Here is a 21,557-nt window from a genome sequence, read left to right as displayed (position 1 = left end):
GCAGGCGGCAGCTATGAATTTGCTTCGAAAACAAAGAATATTTTACGCCTTATTCCTGATGCTGATCGTATTTGCAGCCATAATTATACGCCTTGGGTATATTCAGTTCATTCAGGTGAATCATCACTTAGAGAATTCTGAACGAACGATGCTGCAAATGTCCGTGCTTCAGCGTGAGCAGGGGATCGTGCTGGATTCAGGCAGGGGACAATTTATGGATCGGAATCACAAGCCGATTACAGGGCAGCTGATATGGGTTCCGGTCTTATTCCCGTTAGAGGATAAGTTAAATGGGGAACAGGAACAGCAGCATCGGAAATTGGCTCATATATTGAATATAGACGCAAACCAGTTGTGGGAGAAATGGAGTGCGCTTCATTCCCCTGTATACTGGAAATCTCCCACAGGAGAGCCGGTGAAGTTAAGCCAGGCACAGATCCAGGCAATTCGGCAGTTGCAGCTGGAGGATGTTCAGGCTCTGCCCTATATGGATCGATACTCTGCCTTGAAGGAGAATGGAATGCAGTGGCTGGGCTATTTATCTGAAATGCCTGACGCTGAGAAGCCGGTTGTAAAGCTCGAAGTCAAGGATCCCTTTAATGTAAAAACAGGTGCCGCAGGTCTAGAGCGAAGTCTTGAACCCTTACTAAAGGGACTTGGTCCAACCATTGTCTCCAATATGGTAGATAGTCACAAGAAGCCGGTAGAAGGCATGGGACCACGACTTATCGCACCGCATAATCCCAAATATCCGCTCCATATTCAAACAACGATAGACTTATCCCTTCAGCAGAAGCTGGAGCAGCTGACCACTCAAGCTGAGGTGAATGAAGGAGCAGTCGTTGTGCTCGATGCGGACAATGCCGAGGTAAGGGCGATGGTATCGCGTCCTTTTTACCATCCAGCGGATATTCACCTTGAGGACGGCAGCTCGGTCAATCAGGCCACCATGGCGGCGGTTCCCGGTTCTATATTCAAGCTGGTCACTGCAGCCGCAGCTTTGGAGCAAGGGGCTGTGAGCTCAACTGAAACATTTCATTGCTCAGGTCATTATGGCAAGTATGGCCTGGCCTGCTGGAAAAAAGAAGGACATGGTACGATTACATTCGAAGAGGCTTTTGCCGGGTCCTGCAACGTTGCGTTTGCAGAGGTAGCCTCAAGGCTCACCTCGAGCCAGCTTCTACAAGCAGCCCATGCTTTGGGGCTTGGACAGCAAGTAGGCTATCATCGGGAGCATTACTTGGGCCTGCAGGATTTTAGACTGTTTGATCACGAGGACGCAGGAGAAGTATTCCATTCGGCAGATATATTGAAGCAGAACGATGAAGGAATTCGGATCCAGACGGCAATCGGTCAAAGAGATGTAAAGATCACCCCGCTTCAGGCGGCTAATATGATCGTTACGGTACTCCATGAAGGTCAGGTACTCTCTCCCAAGATTGTATCAGAGATTCATTATGCGGATGGCAAGCTCCTTGCCGAGATTAAAGACCCGTCTTTGACCCAATCCGGGATGCCCACAGCTTCTCCCTTTCAAATTCACAGTTCGACTGCGAAGCAGCTGCGATCCTATATGGAGCAGGTTGTCGAGGAAGGGACAGGCATTCGTTTGCAGCAGGCCATTTGGCCGTTAGCCGGCAAATCCGGGACGGCTCAAGTGCTGCACAATGGCGTGGAGAAGAATAATCAGTGGTTTATCGGATATGGACCCGTAAATCATCCCAAGTACGCTGTAGCCGTTCTGGTGAAAAATGAGTCGGTTCATTCCCAACATAAAGCCACAACGCTTTTTCAGCAGGTTATGGATGTTCTTGCAGGTACTTCGGATTAGAAGAGGAGCGGAACTATAAGTTCCACGTACGAAAAAAGGATAGGTAAGGCATGCTATTGCGTGCCTGCTATCCTTTTTTTTGAATTCAATATCAATTGCTGTTGTTCTGATCATCCACTGCAAAAGGAGAGGATTGGAATTCATCCTCAGGCAATCGGATCCAGCGCTGCAAATACCCCTGCTGCCACAATTCTTTAATCAGAATGAGCAGGATTGGTGAGAGAATGACGCCAGAAATGCCGAAGATCGAGAGCGAGATGAGCATAAAGGATAACATCAGATAGGCGGACGTTACCCCGATGGAGTTGCCTGATATTTTTGGCTCAGCCAGCTGTCTTACGAGCATAGTCACGCCCATTACGATTAATAAGCCAACGGCAGTTCCGACATCACCCACGATGAACAAATAAATGCTCCACGGAATAAATATAACAGGTACCCCGAGCAGCGGCAGAAGATCCAGTACAGCTGCGATGAGCGCGAGTGTAAGGGCGTTTCCGGTTCCGAGAATGATTAGACCAATCAATACAAGCACAAAAGTAATGGAGATGAGAATGAGCTGTGCTTTAAGATAAGCTCCAATCGCTTTGAACACATGATTTTTCAAGAACAGATAAGCTTGCTTAAGCGTATTAGGTGCTTTTCTTTTGGTAATCATTCTCCACATATCAAACTCGACGCTCAGGAAGAATGCCAGTATAATGGCCACTGCAAAATTTCCGATGAACGAGGAGAAGGAGCTCAGCATACCGACTATGTACCCGAGGAAGCCTGCGCCCCAAGAGGAGAGGGCTGCCGTTACTTTTTCAAAATTCTGATTAATTTGGTCAGTCACGGTTGCCGGCAGTGCATTCCACTGGGTCTGAAACATTTCGAGCAGCTGAGTAAATTGGGTCTGGATCAGTGTCATATACGCCGGGATATTATCCTGGAATTGAGTAATGGACGATACAATGATTACACCTAGTCCGAAGAAGATGCCTAAGAGAACAGCTACGAACAAAAGTACCGAAATGGCTGACGCCAAGGCTTTTTTTAAGCCTCTTTTATGTAGAAACTTAGCCAAGGGCTCGATAATGACAAATACAAGAAAAGATAGAAATACCGGAGCAGCGATCTGGTACAGCTGGCTTGAAACAAACATGATCAGAAATACGGTCAGCGCAATTAATCCGACATCGAGTGCGGTTCGCCAATATTTTTTGTAAAGAGGAAGCATATTATAACAACGACTCCTTTTATAAAGTGTGTAATTCTCCTATCTAGGAAGTATACGTTAATTTTAAAATCAAGGGTTCATTTTATTCACAATATGATAAAATAATAGTTAGTGTTGTTTTTAAGATTTTGTAATGTACGTCTTACAACCACACGTTACGAGTCTAAAAAAGTGAGGAATACCGTCATGCAGAACTTGCTGCTGTTGCTCTTTTACATTACATCTTTTTATGCATTTATACCTAGTTTGATCAGCCGTTTATTCGGATTTCGAGTATTCAGACGCGGAAGGAATCTAAAGGATTTTGCATTAACTTTCGATGATGGCCCGGATCCCGACTACACGCCGCAGCTGCTTGATTTGTTGAAGAAGCATAATGCCAAGGCCACCTTTTTTGTTGTGGGTGAACATGCAGAGCGCAATCCCGAGCTGTTAAGAAGAATGCACGCTGAAGGTCATCTTATCGGCATCCACAATTATATACATCAAACCAATTGGCTGATGACACCCAAAGTCGTTCGTCAGCAGATAGAAAGAACCGGCTCCATCATTTATAAGATTACTGGATCCCATGCACTATATTACCGTCCACCGTGGGGAATTACCAATTTATTTGATTTCTCCAAGAAGCATCACCATCGCATTGTATTATGGTCTGGCATGTTCGGTGATTGGAGAGAACGACTTGGAGCAGATCGGCTGACAGAGCGGATGCTGAAGAAGCTGCGAGGCGGCGAGGTCATGGTACTTCATGATTGTGGAACGACACCAGGAGCAGATCGGCATGCACCGGCTCAAATGCTCATTGCACTGGATCGGGTTCTGTCAGAGGCTAGTCACCGAAATATTCAAAGTATACGGATTGATGATATGATATCTCAACATTACGCGGCTAAGCAGCAAATAGCGGGAAGGGAGGCAGTTATGAAGATTCAGTCTAGCTTTAAACGTTTAGTGGTTCGGGCATGGCTCGGTTGGGAGCAGATATTCCATATGATTACCAAGCTGAAGACGATAACGCCTCAAGATCCATTCTTGCATTATCGAGTGCGTCCTTATCAAGGTAAAGCCATTGAGCTGCCGGATGGTCACTCCCTGCAAAAAGGGGACGACATCATAGAGCTTCATTTTGATAATAAAAAGCTGTACCAGTTAGGAACTTCTTCAAAAACTTCTGTTCATCTCGCAATCCGTATGATTCGGACCATGGAGAAGCAGCTGCCTGATCTCGTGAAGATCGCAGCCCTCGACCCGGAAGTGGCTAATGCGAAGGCATTATACGGGGTCAGCATGATCAATCGTGGACCCGAACAGTTTGGATTCTCGGTGCTGGATCTCCCGCGTGGTTTGTTTGCAGCATCAACGTCAGTGTATTTAAAAATACTGCTGAGTGTAATACATCCGGAAGGTCAAGGCAGATTAAGAGAAGGCAGTCAGCAGATGACTCCGAAAATGATCGTGATGCCGATGGATATTTTATTTGACCGTTTCGGTGACGGACTGAAGCCTAAAAAAGAATCTGTATTTGACCAACGAAGCACGGCTAAAACTGCCTATTCAGAAGAAGAAGATATTTCTATAGCAGGCAATGCGGATTTAACGCGTACTCCGCCTGTGGCATAACAGGTTATTTATTATCGGAAAAAGAATAAGGGATCCAATGCCATTTACGCATTGGATCCCTTTTATTTATATGTGCAATTATATTTTCAGGACACCGCCGTTGCTGGCGTTGGTAACGAGTTTGGAATAACGAGCCAAATAGCCTGTTTTTACTTTGGGTTCAAACTCGGTCCATTCTTCGGCACGACGACGTTCCATCTCTTCCTCACTGACAAGCAGTTCGATCTTACGATTATTCAGATCAAGCTCAATGATGTCTCCATCGTGTACAAACGCAATCGGTCCGCCTTCAGCAGCCTCCGGAGAAATATGTCCGATACTGATTCCTCTGGATGCACCGGAGAAACGTCCGTCCGTGATCAAGCCGACTTTGGCACCAAGACCCATACCGACGATTTGGGAAGTTGGAGCAAGCATTTCTGGCATACCTGGTCCGCCCTTGGGTCCTTCGTATCGGATAACGACAACATGGCCTTCTTTTACTTTGCCGTTGGCAATGCCTTCAAGAGCTTCTTCTTGAGAGTTGAAGCAAATGGCAGGGCCTTTGTGATAACCGCCGACAGATGGATCTACGGCACCAACCTTGATAATGGACCCTTCTGGAGCCAAATTACCGAAAAGAACGGCAAGTCCTCCGCGTTCGGAATGCGGATTATCCAGTCTGTGGATAACATTCTCGTCCAAGATTGGAGAATTCTCTACGTTCTCACGTAAAGTTTTGCCGGTAACCGTAATGTTCTCTGCATGAAGTGCGCCTGGCTTCTTGAGCAGCTCGTTTAGTACGGCACTTACGCCGCCTGCATTCTGCACATCCTCGATATGATAGTCGGAAGCAGGAGCGAGCTTGGACAAATGCGGTACGCGGTTAGCGACTTCATTGATACGCTCAATTGGGTATTCAATGCCGGCTTCATGAGCAAGAGCCAGTGTGTGAAGCACAGTATTGGTGGAACCGCCCATCGCCATGTCCAGGGCAAATGCATTGTCAATTGCTTCTGGTGTTACGATATCACGCGGCTTCAGATCCAGCTTGATCAGTTCCATCAGCTGAGTGGCTGATTTGCGAACAAAATCACGGCGCTCAGGCGCAACAGCCAGAATCGTACCATTGCCTGGCAGTGCAAGTCCTAGTGCTTCAGCAAGACAGTTCATGGAGTTCGCTGTGAACATACCGGAGCAGGACCCGCAAGTCGGACAGCCGAATTGTTCAAGCTCGAGCAGGCTCTGATCATCGATCTTGCCGGCTTGATAAGCGCCGACACCTTCGAATACAGAAGTAAGCGACAAAGCCCGTCCGTTCTTATCACGGCCCGCTTTCATCGGTCCGCCGCTGACGAAGATGGTCGGAATGTTTACACGAAGAGCACCCATCAGCATTCCTGGCGTAATTTTGTCACAGTTCGGAATGCAGACCATACCGTCAAACCAGTGAGCGGATACGACCGTTTCAACGGAGTCGGCAATGATATCACGACTTGGCAGCGAATAACGCATACCGATATGTCCCATTGCGATCCCGTCATCAACACCGATCGTGTTAAATTCAAATGGAACCCCGCCAGCTTCAATAATAGCTTCTTTTACAATCTTTCCGAATTCCTGAAGATGAACATGACCTGGTACAATATCGATGTATGAGTTACATACGGCGATAAATGGCTTGCCGAAATCCTCTTCTTTTACCCCGGCTGCACGAAGCAAGCTTCGATGCGGCGCTCTGTCAAAACCTTTTTTAATCATGTCTGAACGCATTTTTTTTGGTGCCATGATGTCTGTTTCCCCCCAAGAATCAAATATGGACTAGCACGATGAACAGTCACTGTTCCTGTGCTGCTTTAAAGAGCTAATAATAAGAATCTAATTTAAATGAGTCTATCACAGATCACGTCATATTTCTACAAATTTAAGGTGATTTGTGGGGGGCTATAAACCTAACGAAGGCCTCCTTTACGTCCGATTTCTCGATAGAAGCTCCGATCATGAGAGCGAGCAGTGGCCTTTCCGCCTTTGCTGCCAATTTCTTGATAAAAGTCAGAGCTGTGATTTTCTGATGTGGTCTCGCCGCCTTTACGTCCGATTTTTTGATAGAAGGATCGATCATACTTTTTGGATGTTGCCTCTCCTCCGAGGCGCCCAGCTTCTGCACGGGTCATCTTGGGGCGATTTCCTTTCAGCGATTGTGCCATGGATGAATCACTCCTCTTTCTTAAAATGGTGTTAAGGATATGCTTGTACTTACCACGAGCAAAAATAGATGAAACGGATAAAATTTCAAAATTTTGGATATATGTCACCAAATTTAGCCAAGTCGAGTAATTGCCTGTTTTATTTTGAGGAAAAAACATATGAATTGTAGATTGACAACGGTTCCATGGATGATAACAATGGAATAAGTAAACGAATTTGAAAGTATGCGCACCTAAATGGAAATGGGAAGGGTACAAGAGAGAGGGAGGGATTGGTATGGGAAATCAAACAGAATATTCTTCGCCTGAAGTCATAACGTTCGGTGAAAGTATGGGTTTGTTTACGGCACAGGATACACGCGGACTGGAATATGCGAGCACATTGTCCAAATCCTTTGGCGGCGCTGAGAGCAATGTTGCAATTGGTCTGGCGAGACTAGGTCACCGTGCAGGCTGGTTTGGAAGACTGGGTAACGATGCGCTGGGTCAGATGATATATAAAGCTATTCGCGGCGAAGGTGTAGATGTCTCCCGTGCTCTACTGATTGAAGGTGAACCTACAGGACTCATGATCAGAGAAAATGTGCCGGGCAAATCATCTGTACATTATTATCGCAAATTTTCGGCTGCAAGCCAGATGACGCCTTCAGACCTTGATATTGACTACATTTCGCGAGCAAAAATTCTGCATGTTACAGGTATTACTGCAGCAATCAGTGAATCCAGCAGAGAGACGCTTCTTGAAGCCGTTCGGATCGCTAAGCAGGCAGGTGTGCTTGTTAGCTTTGATCCGAACCTGCGGCTGAAGCTATGGACACTTCAAGAGGCTAGACCTGTCCTGCTGTCCCTTGCACAAGAGGCTGATTATTTTCTTCCGGGGCTGGATGAACTAAAAATGCTCTATGAGGAAGAGAATACGGATAAAATATTCGATCGACTAAAACAGCTGGATGCTGTCTCCATTGTTAAGGGTGGTCCGGAGGTGACCTATGTACTGCAGCGGGGCTCTGTAGAAGAAGTTCCCTTCGTAAAGGCGGATCAAGTTATAGATACCGTTGGTGCAGGCGATGGCTTTGGTGCAGGCTTTTTATCCGGTATTTTGCAAGGCTTGAATCCTGTCCAGGCAGCGGGCATCGGCAGTCTCACGGGAAGTCTGATGGTTCAAGCGGTAGGTGATTGGGAAGCGCTCCCGACAGCGGCTGAGGTTAAGGCCAAGCTCAGCAATGCTCAACACATAGAACGGTAAGTAATTATATTAGGACGTTCATCTCCATGTTATTGTAATACATTCATTAATCATACGAAGGGGCTAAAAACAATGAAAAAACTAAAGCTGTTACATAAAATGTTTGAACAAGGCGTCGTTGCTGTACTTCGTGCGGATTCGGCCGAACAGGTTGTTCAGATGGCAGAGCAGGCGATTGCGGGCGGTATCAAAGTCATTGAGATCACACTGACCGTACCTGGAGCGCTGCAGGCCATCGAACGTTTGAGCCAGAAGTATTCCTGGAATGCAGCGAATGAAGAGGAGTTTGCCATCATCGGGGCTGGGACGGTGCTGGAGCCGCAATCTGCACGTGCTGCGATTATGGCAGGGTCGGAGTTTATCGTAGGCCCAGCCTTGAATCCGGAGACCGTCAAATTGTGTAATCTGTACCGTGTCCCTATTCTGCCGGGAGTGATGACGATAGCTGAGGTTCAGTCGGCCTTGGAGCTTGGTGTAGATGTGGTTAAGCTATTCCCAGGGAATGTATATGATCCCTCCATTATTAAGACGATGAAGGGTCCGCTTCCGCAAGCGAACTTTATGCCAACCGGAGGAGTGTCATTAAGCAATCTGGGAGACTGGATCAAGGGAGGAGCGGTCGCCGTCGGAATCGGTTCAGATCTGACAGCAGAGGCCGTCAAGACCGGCGATATGACCCATGTTCGTCGCAAAGCCGAGCAGTATATGGATGCATTCCGGAAGGCCGTTCAAGAGAAATAGTTGAAAAAACCTTGTGAATTCTGACCGAGCTTTCGGTCAGATTTTTTAAGTCATGAAAGAGGAAGTGATTCAAATCGCTCTATTGAAGGTCGGACAGAAGGAAGCGCATATTTCGGGTATTTTATTTGATAAGGATGGCACGCTTCTGGACATAGAGGCATTGTGGACTCCTTGGGGAGATTATGTGCTGGATGCACTGGAAGCTCAGCTGGCTGGAATGGGGAAGAGCTTTACTGGACAACGAGAGCAGGTGCTGGGGACCAGATATGATGCCCAAGGAAAGGTGGCAGGTTATGATGCCGAAGGACCGTTTGCAATCGCGACGGTAAGCGAGTCTACCGCAGTGCTTGCCTGGCAGCTGTATGCAGCCGGCATGCCTTGGAATGATGCAGTAACCTGTATTCGTGAAATTAGCGCCAGAGCCAGCGATTCGATAAGCAAGGATCATGCAATTCCACTGGACGGACTGATTCCGTTTCTGGATCGCTGTAAGGCTCAGGGGCTCTTGCTGGGTGTAGTGACTGCAGATTCAACTTCAAATGCTGCATTGCATCTTGAATGGCTGAATATTCTCGACTATTTTGATGTTATAATTGGATATGACCGGGTGACGAGCAGCAAGCCCGATCCTGAAAGTGTGCATGCGGCTTGTATAGCACTTGGACTTTCTCCTGAGCAGCTGGCTGTCATTGGCGACAGTAACGGAGATATGCAAATGGGAAGAAGCGCAGGTACTCAATTGAATATCGGCATTGTCCCATCAGGAAATACATCCTATTTGAAGCATGCCGATATCGTGATTACCCATTATGATCAAATTTTGCTGAAGGGAGGGCAAGAAAATGGCTGATGCGTTTGAACCATTAATAACGTGGATTCGTGAGAGCACGAAAATCGTGTTTTTTGGCGGAGCTGGTACATCGACGGAGAGTGGGATCCCAGATTTTCGTTCTGCTGCCGGGATTTATCAGACAGAGCAGCATTCTCCCTACTCACCTGAGGAGCTGCTAAGCATTGATTTCTTTATGCTGCATCCAGATATTTTCTATGATTTTTATCGTTCCAAAATGCTTCACCCTCATGCCAAGCCCAACGGTGCACACCGTTTGCTTGCCCGTCTGGAGAAGGAAGGGAAGCTGTCGGCTGTCATCACTCAAAATATTGATGGACTGCATCAGGCGGCAGGCTGCGGGAAGGTACATGAGCTTCACGGGTCGGTTCATCGCAACTACTGTATGGATTGTTCCCATTTCTATGATCTTGATGCTATATTTGCATCTGAATCATTAGTTCCTAAGTGTAGCAAATGTAATGGTATTATTAAGCCTGATGTCGTGCTGTACGGTGAGTCGCTTGATCAGGCGACACTCTACCATGCTGTGGATGCGCTGTCCGAAGCTGATCTGATGATCATCGGAGGAACCTCGTTGACCGTTCAGCCTGCTGCACAGCTCGTGACCTATTTTCAAGGCAAGCATACCGTCTTGCTGAATGCAACACCCACACCTTATGACAGCAGGGCTGATCTGCTGATCACCGAACCCATTGGCCTTGTACTGGACCAAGTCAACGCAAAATTATAACCATTTGTTATGAACCTTTCTTTCTTTTTTAACGAAAGAGGGTTCTTTTGCTGTCGGAGGCTCAAGATGATATACACTATCTGTAAACGTTTTCTTGTCAAGCTGTAGTTTTGGGTCTATCATAAATAAATGAATGAATAGACTTTACTCGATTGATTACAGGAGGAAGATGAGATATGGCATATGTACCTGATCATAGACGTTATGATGAAATGAAATATAACCGGGTTGGCCGCTCGGGACTTAAACTGCCAGCCATTTCACTTGGACTATGGCATAATTTTGGCGGAATCAACTCTCTCGAGAATGGGAGAGATATGATTAGACGAGCATTTGATCTGGGGATCACTCATTTTGATCTGGCTAACAATTACGGACCTCCACCGGGGTCTGCTGAACAAATGTTTGGACAGGTGCTCGCTCAAGATCTGAAGCCTTACAGGGATGAGCTGATTATCTCAACGAAGGCCGGTTATCATATGTGGCAGGGACCTTATGGTGAATGGGGGTCACGCAAATATTTGATCTCGAGCCTGGATCAGAGCTTAAAACGTATGGGGCTGGATTATGTCGATATTTTCTATTCTCACCGGTTTGATCCAGACACTCCGCTGGAAGAGACCATGCAGGCGCTTGATCATATCGTTCGTTCCGGCAAAGCATTGTATGTAGGAATCTCGAATTATTCAGCTGAAAAAACGAAGGAAGCTGTACATATTCTGAATAAGCTGGGCACTCCTCTGCTTATTCACCAGCCTCGTTATTCCATGCTGGACCGCTGGATTGAAGACGGACTCCAAGACGTATTGACGGAAAATGGGGTGGGAAGCATTGCTTTTTGCCCGCTTGAGCAAGGGGTTCTGACGAGCAAGTATCTGAATGGAGTTCCTGAAGATTCCAGAGCGAAGAGCAGCTCTGTCTTCTTGAATGAGAATCAGATCACACCAGAAACACTGCGTAAAGTGCGTGCCTTAAACCAGGTGGCTGCCTCCCGCGGTCAAAGTCTTGCTCAGCTTGCACTCGCTTGGGTGCTTAGAGAAGGCAGAGTGACTTCTGCATTAATCGGAGCGAGCCGTCCGAGCCAGATCGAAGAGAATGTGGCGGTTCTTAACAACCTTGACTTCTCTCCCGAAGAATTAGCAGACATTGAATCGATCCTGCGTAAAGACAGCTAGGGGAATAGGGCTCAAGCCTAATTTATGGTTTCCATCGTGACAAAAGAACAAGCCTGCCTTATGATCAAATTCATAGGCAGGCTTTTTACTATTTAGTAAGTAGAATATGCTCAAGGATGCGCATGACTTCAGTCTGGAGAGGTTCCATTAGACCGCTCCTGCATCTGTTTGCGATATGCGCTGGGGGAGTGTCTATAGAACCGCTTGAATTGTCTCGAGAAATACAGGGCATCCGGCAGCCCGACAGAGGCAGATATCTGTTCAATTGACAGCTCAGGCCGTTCTCTAAGCAGCTGTCTGGACTTATCAATCCTCAGCTTCAGCAAATACGTGACTGGCGAGAGTCCGATTTCTTTTTTGAAAATACGGGACAAATAAGCGCGATTATAACCCAAGCTTGCACTCATTTGTTCGATGGAGATCGGATGGGCATACTGAGTCGACATGTATTGAATCATCTGCTTCACCGTCCGGCCTACCTGAGAATCGGTCATGGCTACTGCGGATTCTAGTACGAGTCTTTCTTTGGCCTCAGCAAAGATCAGATATAAACAGCCGATGGAGGTGAGATGAGCACTTTCTTTTTTCTCGAAGAAAGCATTTTGCATCGTGGATAGGAGTGTCGACATTTTACTGTCCTGCATGGTTGTAATCACTGGCTGATCAAGACTGAACCCGGCGTCCTTCACCTGCTTATCGGCCTCCTTGCCCGTAAAGGCCATCCAGCGATAGCGCCAGGGCTCCTCCTCGTCGGATACATAACTGACCAGCTCCGAAGGATGAATCAAAAAAATATGCCCTGCGGATAAGTGGTATGTGCGGCTCTCTGTACGAAAAACACCTTTGCCTGACTCCACATAATGAAGAAGGTAATAATCATATATTTTCGGTCCGAGGGCATGTCCCGGTTTGGTTTGGCTCTCGCCAACGAAGAGGACGTGCAGCGGACTTTTCTCGTAATCGACGGGATTGGAAGCTACTGAATATGAATCCTGCATTATTTGTGGATTCCTTTCTTCTGCAAGCGGACCTGCAGAGCAATAATTTGTACGTAAAAGTATAGGTATCACGTCACTAGTATACCATAAAAAGCAGGGAGTACATATGAATGGAACCAGTGTTTTCCATGTATTCAAGTTATCCGTAGTCACATTTGTCCATAGATTGAACACATGCATACATTACCGTTAATAACGCTTCCATGTATACTTTAATTAAGATTAAAACAACTTTTACAAAGAGGTGAAGGTTAATGAACGTACAACAACTCAAACAACAGTTTATTGAAAAATATGGTGAAAATTCTGCTGAAATCCGCGTGTTTAACGCGCCAGGACGTGTGAACCTGATCGGTGAGCATATCGATTATAACGGAGGCTATGTTCTCCCCGCCGCACTTGAATTCGGAACAACGCTGATCATCCGCGAACGTCAGGATGACGAGATCCACTTTTATTCCACCAACCTTTCGCATGAAGCGGTAATCAAGGTGGAGGATATCGGCAAGGAAAAATCAGGCGAGTGGATCGATTATCCTGTCGGTGTAATGGTAGAAATCATTAAGGCAGGCACGAGCATCACTAAGGGCTACGACCTGATGTTCCATGGGGAGATTCCGAACGGCGCAGGGTTATCTTCCTCTGCTTCGATCGAAGTAGTAACTGCATACGCGCTGCTTACGCTTGAAGGAGGCAAGGTGGACACAGTTGAAATATCACTGCTCTCTCAGCGCGCTGAGAACCAGTATGTAGGCGTGAACAGCGGCATTATGGACCAGTTTGCGGTAGCGAACGGTGCAGAGGACCATGCGATTCTGCTGATGTGCGATACACTTGAATACAAGCATGTGCCATTCCGTACTGGAGATTACAAACTGATTATCGGCAACACGAACAAACGCCGCGGTCTTGTAGATTCAGCTTACAACGAGAGACGTCAGCAATGTGATCAATCCCTTGCTATTCTAAAGGAGCAGCTGCCTTCACTGTCTTATCTGGCGGAGCTTACTCCGGCACAATACAGCGAATTGGAGTCAGCCTTGGGAGATGAAATTCTGAAGAAACGGACCAAGCACGTTGTGGAAGAGAATGCTCGTGTGCTGGCCTCAGTAGATGCACTTAGCAGCGGGGACCTCAAAGCTTTCGGGGAGCTGATGAATGCTTCTCATGATTCGTTGCGCGATCTCTACGAAGTGAGCTGTGAGGAGCTCGACGTGATGGTTGAAGAGGCTCGCAAAATTCCAGGTACACTCGGCAGCCGCATGACAGGTGCAGGCTTCGGTGGATGTACCGTCTCCCTTGTGCATGAGAACGATGTGGATCGGTTTGTGCAGGAGGTTGGTGCAGCGTACAAGGAACGGACTGGACTCACTGGAGATTTCTATGTATGCGGCGTGGGCGACGGCGTTAAAGAATTGAAAGGGGAGGCGTAAGAAAATGGCGATTCTAGTAACAGGTGGAGCAGGTTATATCGGTTCTCATACCGTTGCCGCGCTGCTTGAGCGCGGTGAGGAAGTGGTTGTGCTTGATAATTTGCAGACAGGTCACCGGGAGGCTCTTCTTGGCGGCAAGCTGTACGAGGGAGATCTTCGGGATAAGGAGCTTCTCGCAAGACTCTTCTCCGAGAACGAGATTGATGCAGTCATCCATTTTGCAGCGAATTCCCTTGTCGGCGAGAGTATGCAGAATCCGGGAAAATACTATGACAACAATGTGTTCGGCACATTGTCTCTGCTCGAGGCGATGAAGGATGCAGACGTTAAGCGAATTGTCTTCTCATCCACTGCGGCAACGTACGGTGAGCCTGAAAAAGTACCTATTGAGGAAAGCGACCGCACAGAGCCTACCAATGTATATGGTGAGACCAAGCTCATGATGGAGCGCATGATGTCCTGGTTTGATAAAGTGCTTGGCATCAAGTATGTATCCCTTCGATACTTTAATGCAGCCGGCGCCCATGACAGCGGCAAGATCGGTGAAGATCACCAGCCGGAGAGCCATCTGATTCCTCTAGTGCTTCAGACTGCCTTGAAGCAGCGCAAGCATATTGCGATTTTTGGAGATGACTATGCTACGGAAGACGGAACCTGTATTCGTGACTATATCCACGTAAGTGATCTTGCCGATGCGCACCTTCGTGCTGTGGACTATCTGCGCAAGGGTGAAGAGAGTAACGTGTTCAATCTCGGCAACGGTCAAGGTTTCAGCGTCAAAGAGGTGATCGAAACAGCGAAGAAAGTAACGGGCCTCGACATTCCGGTCGTCATGGAAGCGCGCCGTGCAGGTGACCCTGCGATATTGGTTGCTTCTTCAGATAAAGCCCGGGCAGTGCTTGGCTGGGAACCGAAATATACAGATCTGGACAAGGTCATTGCGAGTGCTTGGAGCTGGCATCAGTCCCATCCGGATGGGTACAGCACTAACCAAAAAGGGGAGTAAGTAAATGGCAGAGATGAACGTGAATACGAATGCAGGAGAGAAACAGAATAAGCAGTCATCCGCTGCACAGGAAGCGCTTCATGCCATTGAACGATTGGTATTGTTTGCAGCAAGACGTCGTCTGATCGAGGATGCGGATTATGACTATAGCCGTAACCAGCTGCTCAGTCTGTTTGATCTTGACGAGCCCTATGCAGGTACGTTGGATGAATCTGAGCTGTCTGGACCACAGCCGCTGATTGATGTGCTGATTGATTACGGTTATGAGATCGGGCTTATTCCGGAGAACACGGATACGTATCGGGATTTGCTGGATGCGAAGATCATGGGACTGGTGATGGCTCGTCCTTCCGAAGTGATTCGGGAGTTCCGTGAGATTCAAGCAGAGAAGGGAATAGAGGCCGCAACGAGCCGGTTCTATGAACTGTCCATCGATTCCAACTATATTCGAATGGATCGCATCTCGAAGAACGTGTATTGGAAGCAGCCTACGGAATATGGGGATATCGAGATTACGATTAACCTGTCCAAGCCGGAAAAAAGTCCAAAAGAAATTGCGATGGCTAAGCTGCTTCCGCCGCCTGTTTATCCTAAATGTCAGCTCTGCCGTGAGAATGTAGGTTACAGAGGCCGGATTAATCACCCGGCACGTCAGAACCTGAGAACCATTCCGCTTACGCTGAATGATGAGAAGTGGTTATTCCAATACTCTCCTTATGTTTACTATAACGAGCACTGTATCGTGTTCCATCATGACCATGTGCCAATGAAGCTGACAAAGGATACGCTGCGCCGCCTGCTTGGATTTGTGGATCAATATCCTCACTATTTCATCGGTTCTAATGCAGATCTTCCCATCGTGGGCGGAAGCATATTAACGCATGATCATTTCCAAGGTGGAAGACATACATTTGCGATTCAAAACGCGGTACAGGAGGCTGTATTCCATAATGATGCGGCTCCAGGCGTTTCACTCAGTCTTGTAAAATGGCCGATGTCTGTGCTGAGACTCTCATCCAAGGATCAAGCGGTCTTACTTGAAGCGGCAAATGATATTTATGAGGCATGGAAGGTATACAGTGATCCAGAAGTAGATATTCTGTCACATACAGAGCAGGATGGACAGAAAATACCTCACAATACCGTAACACCGATTGTACGGCGTGCGGCAGACGGGGGATATGAGATGGACCTCGTTCTCCGCAATAACCGTACAAGTGAAGAGTATCCGGAGGGAATTTTCCATCCTCATCGCCAAATGCACCATCTGAAGAAAGAAAATATCGGTCTGATCGAAGTCATGGGCCTCGCGATTCTGCCGGGACGACTAAAAGAAGAATTGGATCTTATCGCTAATATTTTGACAGGTGATGATGAGCTTCTAAAATCAGCTGTCGGCGATGAAGCTTCAGACCTTCACAAGCATACAGAATGGATCCACGCACTGATTGAGAAGTACGGTGCTGCGCTGTCTAAGGAAGCAGCTGTGGCCCGGGTGCAAGAAGAGGCGGGCAATAAATTCGCTCAAATTCTCGAGCACGCCGGTGTTTACAAACGAGATGAAGCTGGTAAAAAAGCATTCCGTCGCTTTGTACAGCATCTGGGTTACACGGAATAACGGAATAGAACATTATTTTTAATTGCTATGTAAGCCTGTCCCTTGATTAGGGGTGGGCTTTGTTTTTTTAGGAACGATGCGGAAGTTTGTTTTTTGGAAACAAATGATCCTATAATAAGAAGTGTATCACTATCAAAATGTATGCTTGGAGGCGAATCTTACAATGAGAGCTTTTCAATTTCATAATCCTACACGCCTGATTTTTGGTAAAGGTCAGCTTGCAGCTCTAAAAACCGAAGTCCCTAAATACGGGAACAAAGTGCTGCTTGTTTACGGCGGTGGCAGTATAAAACGCAATGGTCTCTATGACCAAGTTATTCAGCTGTTGTCTGAAATCGGAGCTGAGGTTCATGAACTGGCTGGTGTTGAGCCTAATCCGCGTCTGTCTACCGTACATGCAGGAGCAGACCTTTGCAAAGAACACGACATTGATCTGATTCTGGCTGTTGGCGGCGGCAGTGTAATTGACTGTGCCAAAGCCATTGCCGTCGGTGCCAAATATGATGGCAGCATGTGGGACTTTGCAGAGCGTAAGGCGAAGCCGGAAGCCGCATTGCCGCTGGCTACAGTGCTGACGATGGCCGCAACAGGTTCAGAGATGAACAGCGGCTCGGTTATTACGAATCAAGAAACGCAGGAGAAGCTGGGCTGGGGAAGTCCGCTAGTATTCCCTGCCTTTTCAATTCTTGATCCGGTACATACCTTCTCCGTACCTCAAGATCAAACGGTGTATGGCATGGTAGATATGATGTCCCATACATTGGAGCATTACTTCCATCTGGATACGAATACTCCAGTACAATTGGGCTTTTGTGAAACAATCCTTCGTACAGTGATCGAGACGGCTCCTAAGTTAATTAACGAGCTAGAGAATTATGAGCTGCGTGAAACCATTCTGTACTGTGGTACGATGGCGCTGAACAATATACTGAGCATGGGACTTGCAGGCGATTGGGCTACGCACAATATTGAGCACGCCGTGTCTGCCGTTTATGACATTCCGCATGGCGGAGGGCTTGCGATCCTGTTCCCGAATTGGATGAAGCATAACCTGCATGTGGATGTATCCCGATTTAAGCGTCTTGCAATTAATGTGTTTGATGTGAATCCGGAAGGCAAGAGCGATGAGCAGATTGCACTTGAAGGAATCGATGCACTGAGCTCATTCTGGACAAGCATCGGCGCACCAAACCGTCTGGCAGACTATGATATTGACGCGAGTCAAATTGATGTGATGGCGGATAAAGCGATGCGTTTTGGACCGTTTGGTAATTTCAACAAATTACAGCGCGAGGATGTAGTGGAAATCTATAAAGCATCCTTGTAAAAAAAGCATAACCAACAGCCCTTTGCTCTTGTTTAATATTGCAAAGGGCTGTTTGGCATGCAATAAGAAAATGTTCTGAGGAACAATCCGTCAACCGTAGCGACAATCCCATGCCACTCCTTCCGCTTACCCTCCCATTCAGGGAGGTAATTGAGCTGGGTCCAGATATTTAAAGAGAGCATGGGCGAGCGAAGGAGGACGGAATTGTTACAGAAGAAGCGAAGCGTTCGCTTTTTGTCTTTGGACTTCTAACCTTTGAATGTTTGATAGGATCAAGAGAATCCAAAGGCAATTTGCGATCTGAGAAACAATCCGTCACCCGCAGCTATTGATCCTATGCTCACTTTCCTTATCCACACCTCAATTAGCTCCCTCTTCATAATTTTGAAACATTTACCTAATACATACGTATATATTGACATGTGCATCTAAGATCTGAGGGAGGTGAACTATGGAGACGTTATACTGGGCTTGCCTGATTGGGGGCGCCATATTTGCACTTGTTAGCGTCTTGTTCGGAGATCTGTTTGATGGTTTGCTTGAGGGATCATTTGAACTGGCAGGGGTAGAATTTTTGAATTCCACAGTCATTGCGAGTGCCATCACTACCTTTGGGGGAGCAGGTATTTTGCTGATGAAGTATACCGAGCTGAATACAGCAGGACATGTGCTGCTATCCCTGTTGTTCGGCATACTTGGAGCGTTGACTGTGTTTTTTGCTTACATAAGGCCTGCACGAAACAGCGAGGTGTCGACCGGTTTTTCCATGCGAGAGCTTGCTGGAAAGATTGGCGAGATCACCGTTCCCGTTCCAGAGAAGGGATATGGCGAAGTGATGATTAAGCTCGTAAGTGGAAATACCCTTCATACAGCCTCCAGCTTCGAAGCCAAACCGATTATGGCAGGTACCAGAGTCGTGGTTGTGGAGGTTGCGGATGGCGTGCTTCGTGTAGCGGAGCTAGACAGTCTGTAGTAAAAACCCATTATACTTAGAGGAGAGATGAGAATGCCAGATTTCATGCAAGAATCTTTACTTATTCCCGCAATTGTAGTGGTTGTTATCTTAATCCTGGGGATTGCCTTCTGGGCGAGATACAAGACCGTAGGTCCAGACGAAGCGATGATCGTTACCGGGTCTTTTCTTGGAAGGAAAAATATATCCAGTGATGAATCAGGAAGGGAAATAAAGATTGTTCGTGGTGGGGGTACTTTTATATGGCCGGTATTCCAGCAGTCGGAGTTCATATCGCTACTATCTCATAAGCTCGATGTAACAACCCCTGAAGTGTATACGGAGCAAGGAGTACCGGTTATTGCAGATGGTGTAGCCATCATCAAGGTCGGCAGCTCCATCGAAGATGTGGCTACAGCGGCAGAACAATTTATTGGTAAACCAATTGAAGCTCTAAAAAGCGAAGCACAGGAAGTGCTCGAAGGGCATCTGCGTGCGATTCTCGGCTCAATGACGGTCGAGGAAGTGTACCGTAACCGGGATCGATTTGCTCAAGAGGTTCAAGGCGTGGCGGCAAGAGATTTGAAGAAGATGGGCTTGACCATCGTTTCTTTTACAATCAAAGACGTACGCGACAAGCACGGATATCTTGATGCACTCGGTAAGCCCCGAATTGCCATGGTGAAACGGGATGCTGAGATTGCAGAGGCAGAAGCTGTTCGAGATGCGAGAATCCAGAAAGCGAATGCAGAGGAACAAGGGCAGAAGGCGGAGCTGCTGCGGGATACGAATATCGCAGAAGCAGCTAAAGAAAAAGAGCTGAAGGTCGCATCCTTTAAGAAAGAGCAAGATACTGCCAAAGCCGAAGCTGACCAAGCGTATCACATTCAGGAAGCCCGGGCGAGACAGACGATGGTTGAAGAGCAGATGAAGGTAGAGCTCGTGCGCAAAGAGCGCGAAATTGATCTTCAGGAAAAAGAAATTACGGTACGTGAGAAGCAATATGATGCAGAAGTGAAGAAAAAAGCCGAGGCAGATCGTTATGCGGTAGAGCAGGCGGCAGAAGCCGACAAGGCCAAAAGAATGCGGGAAGCAGATGCCGTGCAATATTCCATTGAAACACAAGCAAAGGCTACAGCTGAACAGAAGCGTCTTGAGGGTCAGGCTGTCGCGGATGCCGAGCGTGCAAAAGGTACAGCAGATGCAGAGGTGATCCGTCTGCGGGGGCTTGCAGAAGCGGAAGCGAAGGAGAAACTGGCAGAAGCATTCCAGAAGTTCGGCGAAGCGGCTGTCCTCGACATCATTGTAAAAATGCTGCCTGAGCTTGCCGAGCGTATCGCACAGCCAATTTCCTCCATCGACAAGCTTACTGTTGTAGATACAGGCAAGGGAGAAGGGGCTGCAAGAGTCAGCAATTACGTGACCGAGCTTATGTCAACAGCTCCTGAAATGCTGAAGAGTGTGTCGGGTATCGATGTTGAGCAGCTCATTCAAGGCTTTACCAAAAAGGCAATCCCAACCGCTCCTTCGGAGCCGGCAGCAATAGACCATTTGAAGATTCCGGCTGAAGTGGTTGCTACCAAAGAAACGATCTAGTCTAAGTACTTCCAACGGTTAAATATTGACCTTAGCCTCATAATTTGTTAACTTAAGCGTGGTGTATCTTATTGAGATACGACATGCCGAAATTACGAATTATGGGGCTAAAAGAGGTGCAAAAGTGAACCTGAAGGTAGCTAAAGTGTTGAATAACAATGTGATTATCGCGACCCACCCTGAACACGAAGAAGTAGTCATCATCAGCAAAGGGATTGGATTCAATCGCAAATCAGGTGATCAAATTCCTCTGCAGGCAGTAGAAAAAATGTTTATATTAACGAGACAGGAGGAGCAGGAGCAATACAAGCAGCTGGTTCCTCGTGTTAGTGAGAAGTTAATAGAAACGATTAACGATATTATTTTAAATATTACGAGTAAGAGTAACGTATCTCTCAACGAACATATCCATATTGCCCTGACTGATCATATTGCCTTTGCGATGAAGCGCAAAGAGCAAGGCATCGTATTGCATAATCCTTTTTTGTACGAGACAAAAGATATGTATCCCATGGAATATGAATTTGCTGAATATGCCATTGAGCTGATCGAGAAGCGCCTGGGCGTCGATCTTGGCAAAGAAGAGATTGGATTTGTAGCCCTTCACATTTACAGTGCGATGACGAATCAGAATATTTCACAGGTTCAAGAGCATTCGAAGCTCATCGCAGATTTGGTTGGTCTGGTTGAGGAGAAGCTAGATTATCGAATTCCTCGGGATTCTCTCGATTATTCCAGGCTCGTGACCCATCTTAGATTTGCGATTGAACGGATTAGACGGGGGGAAGAAGTAGCCGAAATTCATAAACTGGATTCGCTTCTTAATCAAGAATATCCGGAGATGTATTCGCTTGCTTGGAAGCTGACGAAGATTATGGAAAGAAGGATTAATCTTCCTGTGTATGCTGCCGAGGTGAGTTATTTAACAATGCATTTACAGCGGCTTTCCCAAAAAAAGGAGCAAAACGAATAAACTTCTAATCAATATATCGAGTCTCAATGGGGTTTTCATCTACATCTTGC

Annotated in this window: 18 protein-coding genes; 14 read left to right on the top strand and 4 right to left on the bottom strand. The window is 47.0% G+C overall.

Features of this window, described 5'->3' with window-relative positions:
• Nucleotides 1-13 precede the first annotated feature (13 nt).
• Nucleotides 14-1,831 carry a peptidoglycan D,D-transpeptidase FtsI family protein gene (locus BK126_RS15695; RefSeq protein ID WP_076313459.1) on the top strand — a complete coding sequence of 606 codons (1,818 nt, stop codon included), beginning with the start codon at nt 14-16 and terminating at the stop codon, nt 1,829-1,831.
• Nucleotides 1,832-1,922: 91 nt separating this feature from the next.
• On the opposite strand, the gene ytvI is transcribed toward BK126_RS15695, so the two are convergent.
• Nucleotides 1,923-3,050 carry a sporulation integral membrane protein YtvI gene (ytvI, locus tag BK126_RS15690; RefSeq protein WP_076313458.1) on the bottom strand — a complete coding sequence of 376 codons (1,128 nt, stop codon included), beginning with the start codon at nt 3,048-3,050 and terminating at the stop codon, nt 1,923-1,925.
• A gap of 186 nt (nt 3,051-3,236) precedes the next feature.
• Between ytvI and BK126_RS15685 the strand changes: the two genes are divergently transcribed.
• Nucleotides 3,237-4,673, top strand: a complete 1,437-nt coding sequence (locus BK126_RS15685) for a polysaccharide deacetylase family protein (protein WP_076313457.1) — start codon at nt 3,237-3,239, stop codon at nt 4,671-4,673.
• Between the two features lie 78 nt (nt 4,674-4,751).
• Here BK126_RS15685 and ilvD read toward each other — a convergent pair whose 3' ends face one another.
• Complete coding sequence (ilvD, locus tag BK126_RS15680; protein ID WP_076313456.1) at nt 4,752-6,440, bottom strand: dihydroxy-acid dehydratase; 1,689 nt, start codon at nt 6,438-6,440, stop codon at nt 4,752-4,754.
• A 164-nt stretch (nt 6,441-6,604) separates the two neighbouring features.
• Nucleotides 6,605-6,859, bottom strand: coding sequence for a KGG domain-containing protein (locus tag BK126_RS15675; RefSeq protein WP_076313455.1), 255 nt, complete (start codon nt 6,857-6,859; stop codon nt 6,605-6,607).
• Nucleotides 6,860-7,136: 277 nt separating this feature from the next.
• Between BK126_RS15675 and BK126_RS15670 the strand changes: the two genes are divergently transcribed.
• The 5 genes from BK126_RS15670 to mgrA all read left to right on the top strand — a co-directional run bounded on the left by BK126_RS15670 (nt 7,137) and on the right by mgrA (nt 11,604).
• Nucleotides 7,137-8,105, top strand: coding sequence for a sugar kinase (locus BK126_RS15670; RefSeq protein ID WP_076313454.1), 969 nt, complete (start codon nt 7,137-7,139; stop codon nt 8,103-8,105).
• Nucleotides 8,106-8,177: 72 nt separating this feature from the next.
• A complete protein-coding gene (locus BK126_RS15665; protein WP_076313453.1) occupies nt 8,178-8,846 on the top strand; it encodes a bifunctional 2-keto-4-hydroxyglutarate aldolase/2-keto-3-deoxy-6-phosphogluconate aldolase in 669 nt (222 codons plus the stop codon).
• 64 nt (nt 8,847-8,910) lie between these two features.
• On the top strand, nt 8,911-9,696 hold the full coding sequence (locus BK126_RS15660; RefSeq protein WP_256702864.1) for an HAD family hydrolase: 786 nt from the start codon (nt 8,911-8,913) through the stop codon (nt 9,694-9,696).
• Complete coding sequence (locus tag BK126_RS15655; RefSeq protein ID WP_076313452.1) at nt 9,689-10,429, top strand: NAD-dependent protein deacylase; 741 nt, start codon at nt 9,689-9,691, stop codon at nt 10,427-10,429. Before BK126_RS15660 ends, BK126_RS15655 begins: the two co-directional genes overlap by 8 nt.
• 176 nt (nt 10,430-10,605) lie before the next feature.
• Nucleotides 10,606-11,604, top strand: coding sequence for an L-glyceraldehyde 3-phosphate reductase (gene mgrA / locus BK126_RS15650; protein ID WP_076313451.1), 999 nt, complete (start codon nt 10,606-10,608; stop codon nt 11,602-11,604).
• A 128-nt stretch (nt 11,605-11,732) separates the two neighbouring features.
• On the opposite strand, the gene BK126_RS15645 is transcribed toward mgrA, so the two are convergent.
• Nucleotides 11,733-12,602 (bottom strand): AraC family transcriptional regulator, encoded by an 870-nt coding sequence (locus BK126_RS15645; protein ID WP_076313450.1) that lies wholly within the window; start codon nt 12,600-12,602, stop codon nt 11,733-11,735.
• 254 nt (nt 12,603-12,856) lie between these two features.
• Here BK126_RS15645 and BK126_RS15640 point away from each other — a divergent pair, with 254 nt between their 5' ends.
• From BK126_RS15640 to glcT, 7 genes are all read left to right on the top strand, one after another.
• Complete coding sequence (locus BK126_RS15640) at nt 12,857-14,035, top strand: galactokinase (protein ID WP_076313449.1); 1,179 nt, start codon at nt 12,857-12,859, stop codon at nt 14,033-14,035.
• A gap of 4 nt (nt 14,036-14,039) precedes the next feature.
• Nucleotides 14,040-15,041, top strand: coding sequence for a UDP-glucose 4-epimerase GalE (gene galE, locus BK126_RS15635; protein WP_076313448.1), 1,002 nt, complete (start codon nt 14,040-14,042; stop codon nt 15,039-15,041).
• Nucleotides 15,042-15,054: 13 nt separating this feature from the next.
• Nucleotides 15,055-16,659 carry a UDP-glucose--hexose-1-phosphate uridylyltransferase gene (locus BK126_RS15630; protein ID WP_256209775.1) on the top strand — a complete coding sequence of 535 codons (1,605 nt, stop codon included), beginning with the start codon at nt 15,055-15,057 and terminating at the stop codon, nt 16,657-16,659.
• A gap of 163 nt (nt 16,660-16,822) precedes the next feature.
• A complete protein-coding gene (locus BK126_RS15625; RefSeq protein ID WP_076313446.1) occupies nt 16,823-17,986 on the top strand; it encodes an iron-containing alcohol dehydrogenase in 1,164 nt (387 codons plus the stop codon).
• 451 nt (nt 17,987-18,437) lie between these two features.
• The gene (locus BK126_RS15620) at nt 18,438-18,959 is read left to right on the top strand and encodes an NfeD family membrane protein (RefSeq protein WP_076313445.1); all 522 of its coding nucleotides are present in this window, start codon (nt 18,438-18,440) and stop codon (nt 18,957-18,959) included.
• A gap of 45 nt (nt 18,960-19,004) precedes the next feature.
• Nucleotides 19,005-20,534: a flotillin lipid rafts scaffold protein FloT gene (locus tag BK126_RS15615; protein ID WP_076313565.1), complete on the top strand. Its 1,530-nt coding sequence runs from the start codon at nt 19,005-19,007 to the stop codon at nt 20,532-20,534.
• A gap of 124 nt (nt 20,535-20,658) precedes the next feature.
• The gene (gene glcT / locus BK126_RS15610; RefSeq protein WP_076313444.1) at nt 20,659-21,507 is read left to right on the top strand and encodes a glucose PTS transporter transcription antiterminator GlcT; all 849 of its coding nucleotides are present in this window, start codon (nt 20,659-20,661) and stop codon (nt 21,505-21,507) included.
• The last annotated feature ends 50 nt before the right edge of the window (nt 21,508-21,557 follow it).

The sequence above is a fragment of the Paenibacillus sp. FSL H7-0326 genome, assembly GCF_001955535.1.
In the GTDB taxonomy this organism is placed as follows: Bacteria; Bacillota; Bacilli; order Paenibacillales; family Paenibacillaceae; genus Paenibacillus; species Paenibacillus shunpengii.
The sequence above is the reverse complement of the archived record's forward strand: the minus strand, read 5'-3'. Positions and strand labels throughout refer to the sequence as shown.

Bases quoted from the DNA above. Each gene is read 5' to 3' on its own strand.
- BK126_RS15695 (WP_076313459.1), top strand. From the start codon at position 14: ATGAATTTGCTTCGAAAACAAAGAATATTTTACGCCTTATTCCTGATG.
- ytvI (WP_076313458.1), bottom strand. From the start codon at position 3,050: ATGCTTCCTCTTTACAAAAAATATTGGCGAACCGCACTCGATGTCGGA.
- BK126_RS15685 (WP_076313457.1), top strand. From the start codon at position 3,237: ATGCAGAACTTGCTGCTGTTGCTCTTTTACATTACATCTTTTTATGCA.
- ilvD (WP_076313456.1), bottom strand. From the start codon at position 6,440: ATGGCACCAAAAAAAATGCGTTCAGACATGATTAAAAAAGGTTTTGAC.
- BK126_RS15675 (WP_076313455.1), bottom strand. From the start codon at position 6,859: ATGGCACAATCGCTGAAAGGAAATCGCCCCAAGATGACCCGTGCAGAA.
- BK126_RS15670 (WP_076313454.1), top strand. From the start codon at position 7,137: ATGGGAAATCAAACAGAATATTCTTCGCCTGAAGTCATAACGTTCGGT.
- BK126_RS15665 (WP_076313453.1), top strand. From the start codon at position 8,178: ATGAAAAAACTAAAGCTGTTACATAAAATGTTTGAACAAGGCGTCGTT.
- BK126_RS15655 (WP_076313452.1), top strand. From the start codon at position 9,689: ATGGCTGATGCGTTTGAACCATTAATAACGTGGATTCGTGAGAGCACG.
- mgrA (WP_076313451.1), top strand. From the start codon at position 10,606: ATGGCATATGTACCTGATCATAGACGTTATGATGAAATGAAATATAAC.
- BK126_RS15645 (WP_076313450.1), bottom strand. From the start codon at position 12,602: ATGCAGGATTCATATTCAGTAGCTTCCAATCCCGTCGATTACGAGAAA.
- BK126_RS15640 (WP_076313449.1), top strand. From the start codon at position 12,857: ATGAACGTACAACAACTCAAACAACAGTTTATTGAAAAATATGGTGAA.
- galE (WP_076313448.1), top strand. From the start codon at position 14,040: ATGGCGATTCTAGTAACAGGTGGAGCAGGTTATATCGGTTCTCATACC.
- BK126_RS15630 (WP_256209775.1), top strand. From the start codon at position 15,055: ATGAACGTGAATACGAATGCAGGAGAGAAACAGAATAAGCAGTCATCC.
- BK126_RS15625 (WP_076313446.1), top strand. From the start codon at position 16,823: ATGAGAGCTTTTCAATTTCATAATCCTACACGCCTGATTTTTGGTAAA.
- BK126_RS15620 (WP_076313445.1), top strand. From the start codon at position 18,438: ATGGAGACGTTATACTGGGCTTGCCTGATTGGGGGCGCCATATTTGCA.
- BK126_RS15615 (WP_076313565.1), top strand. From the start codon at position 19,005: ATGCAAGAATCTTTACTTATTCCCGCAATTGTAGTGGTTGTTATCTTA.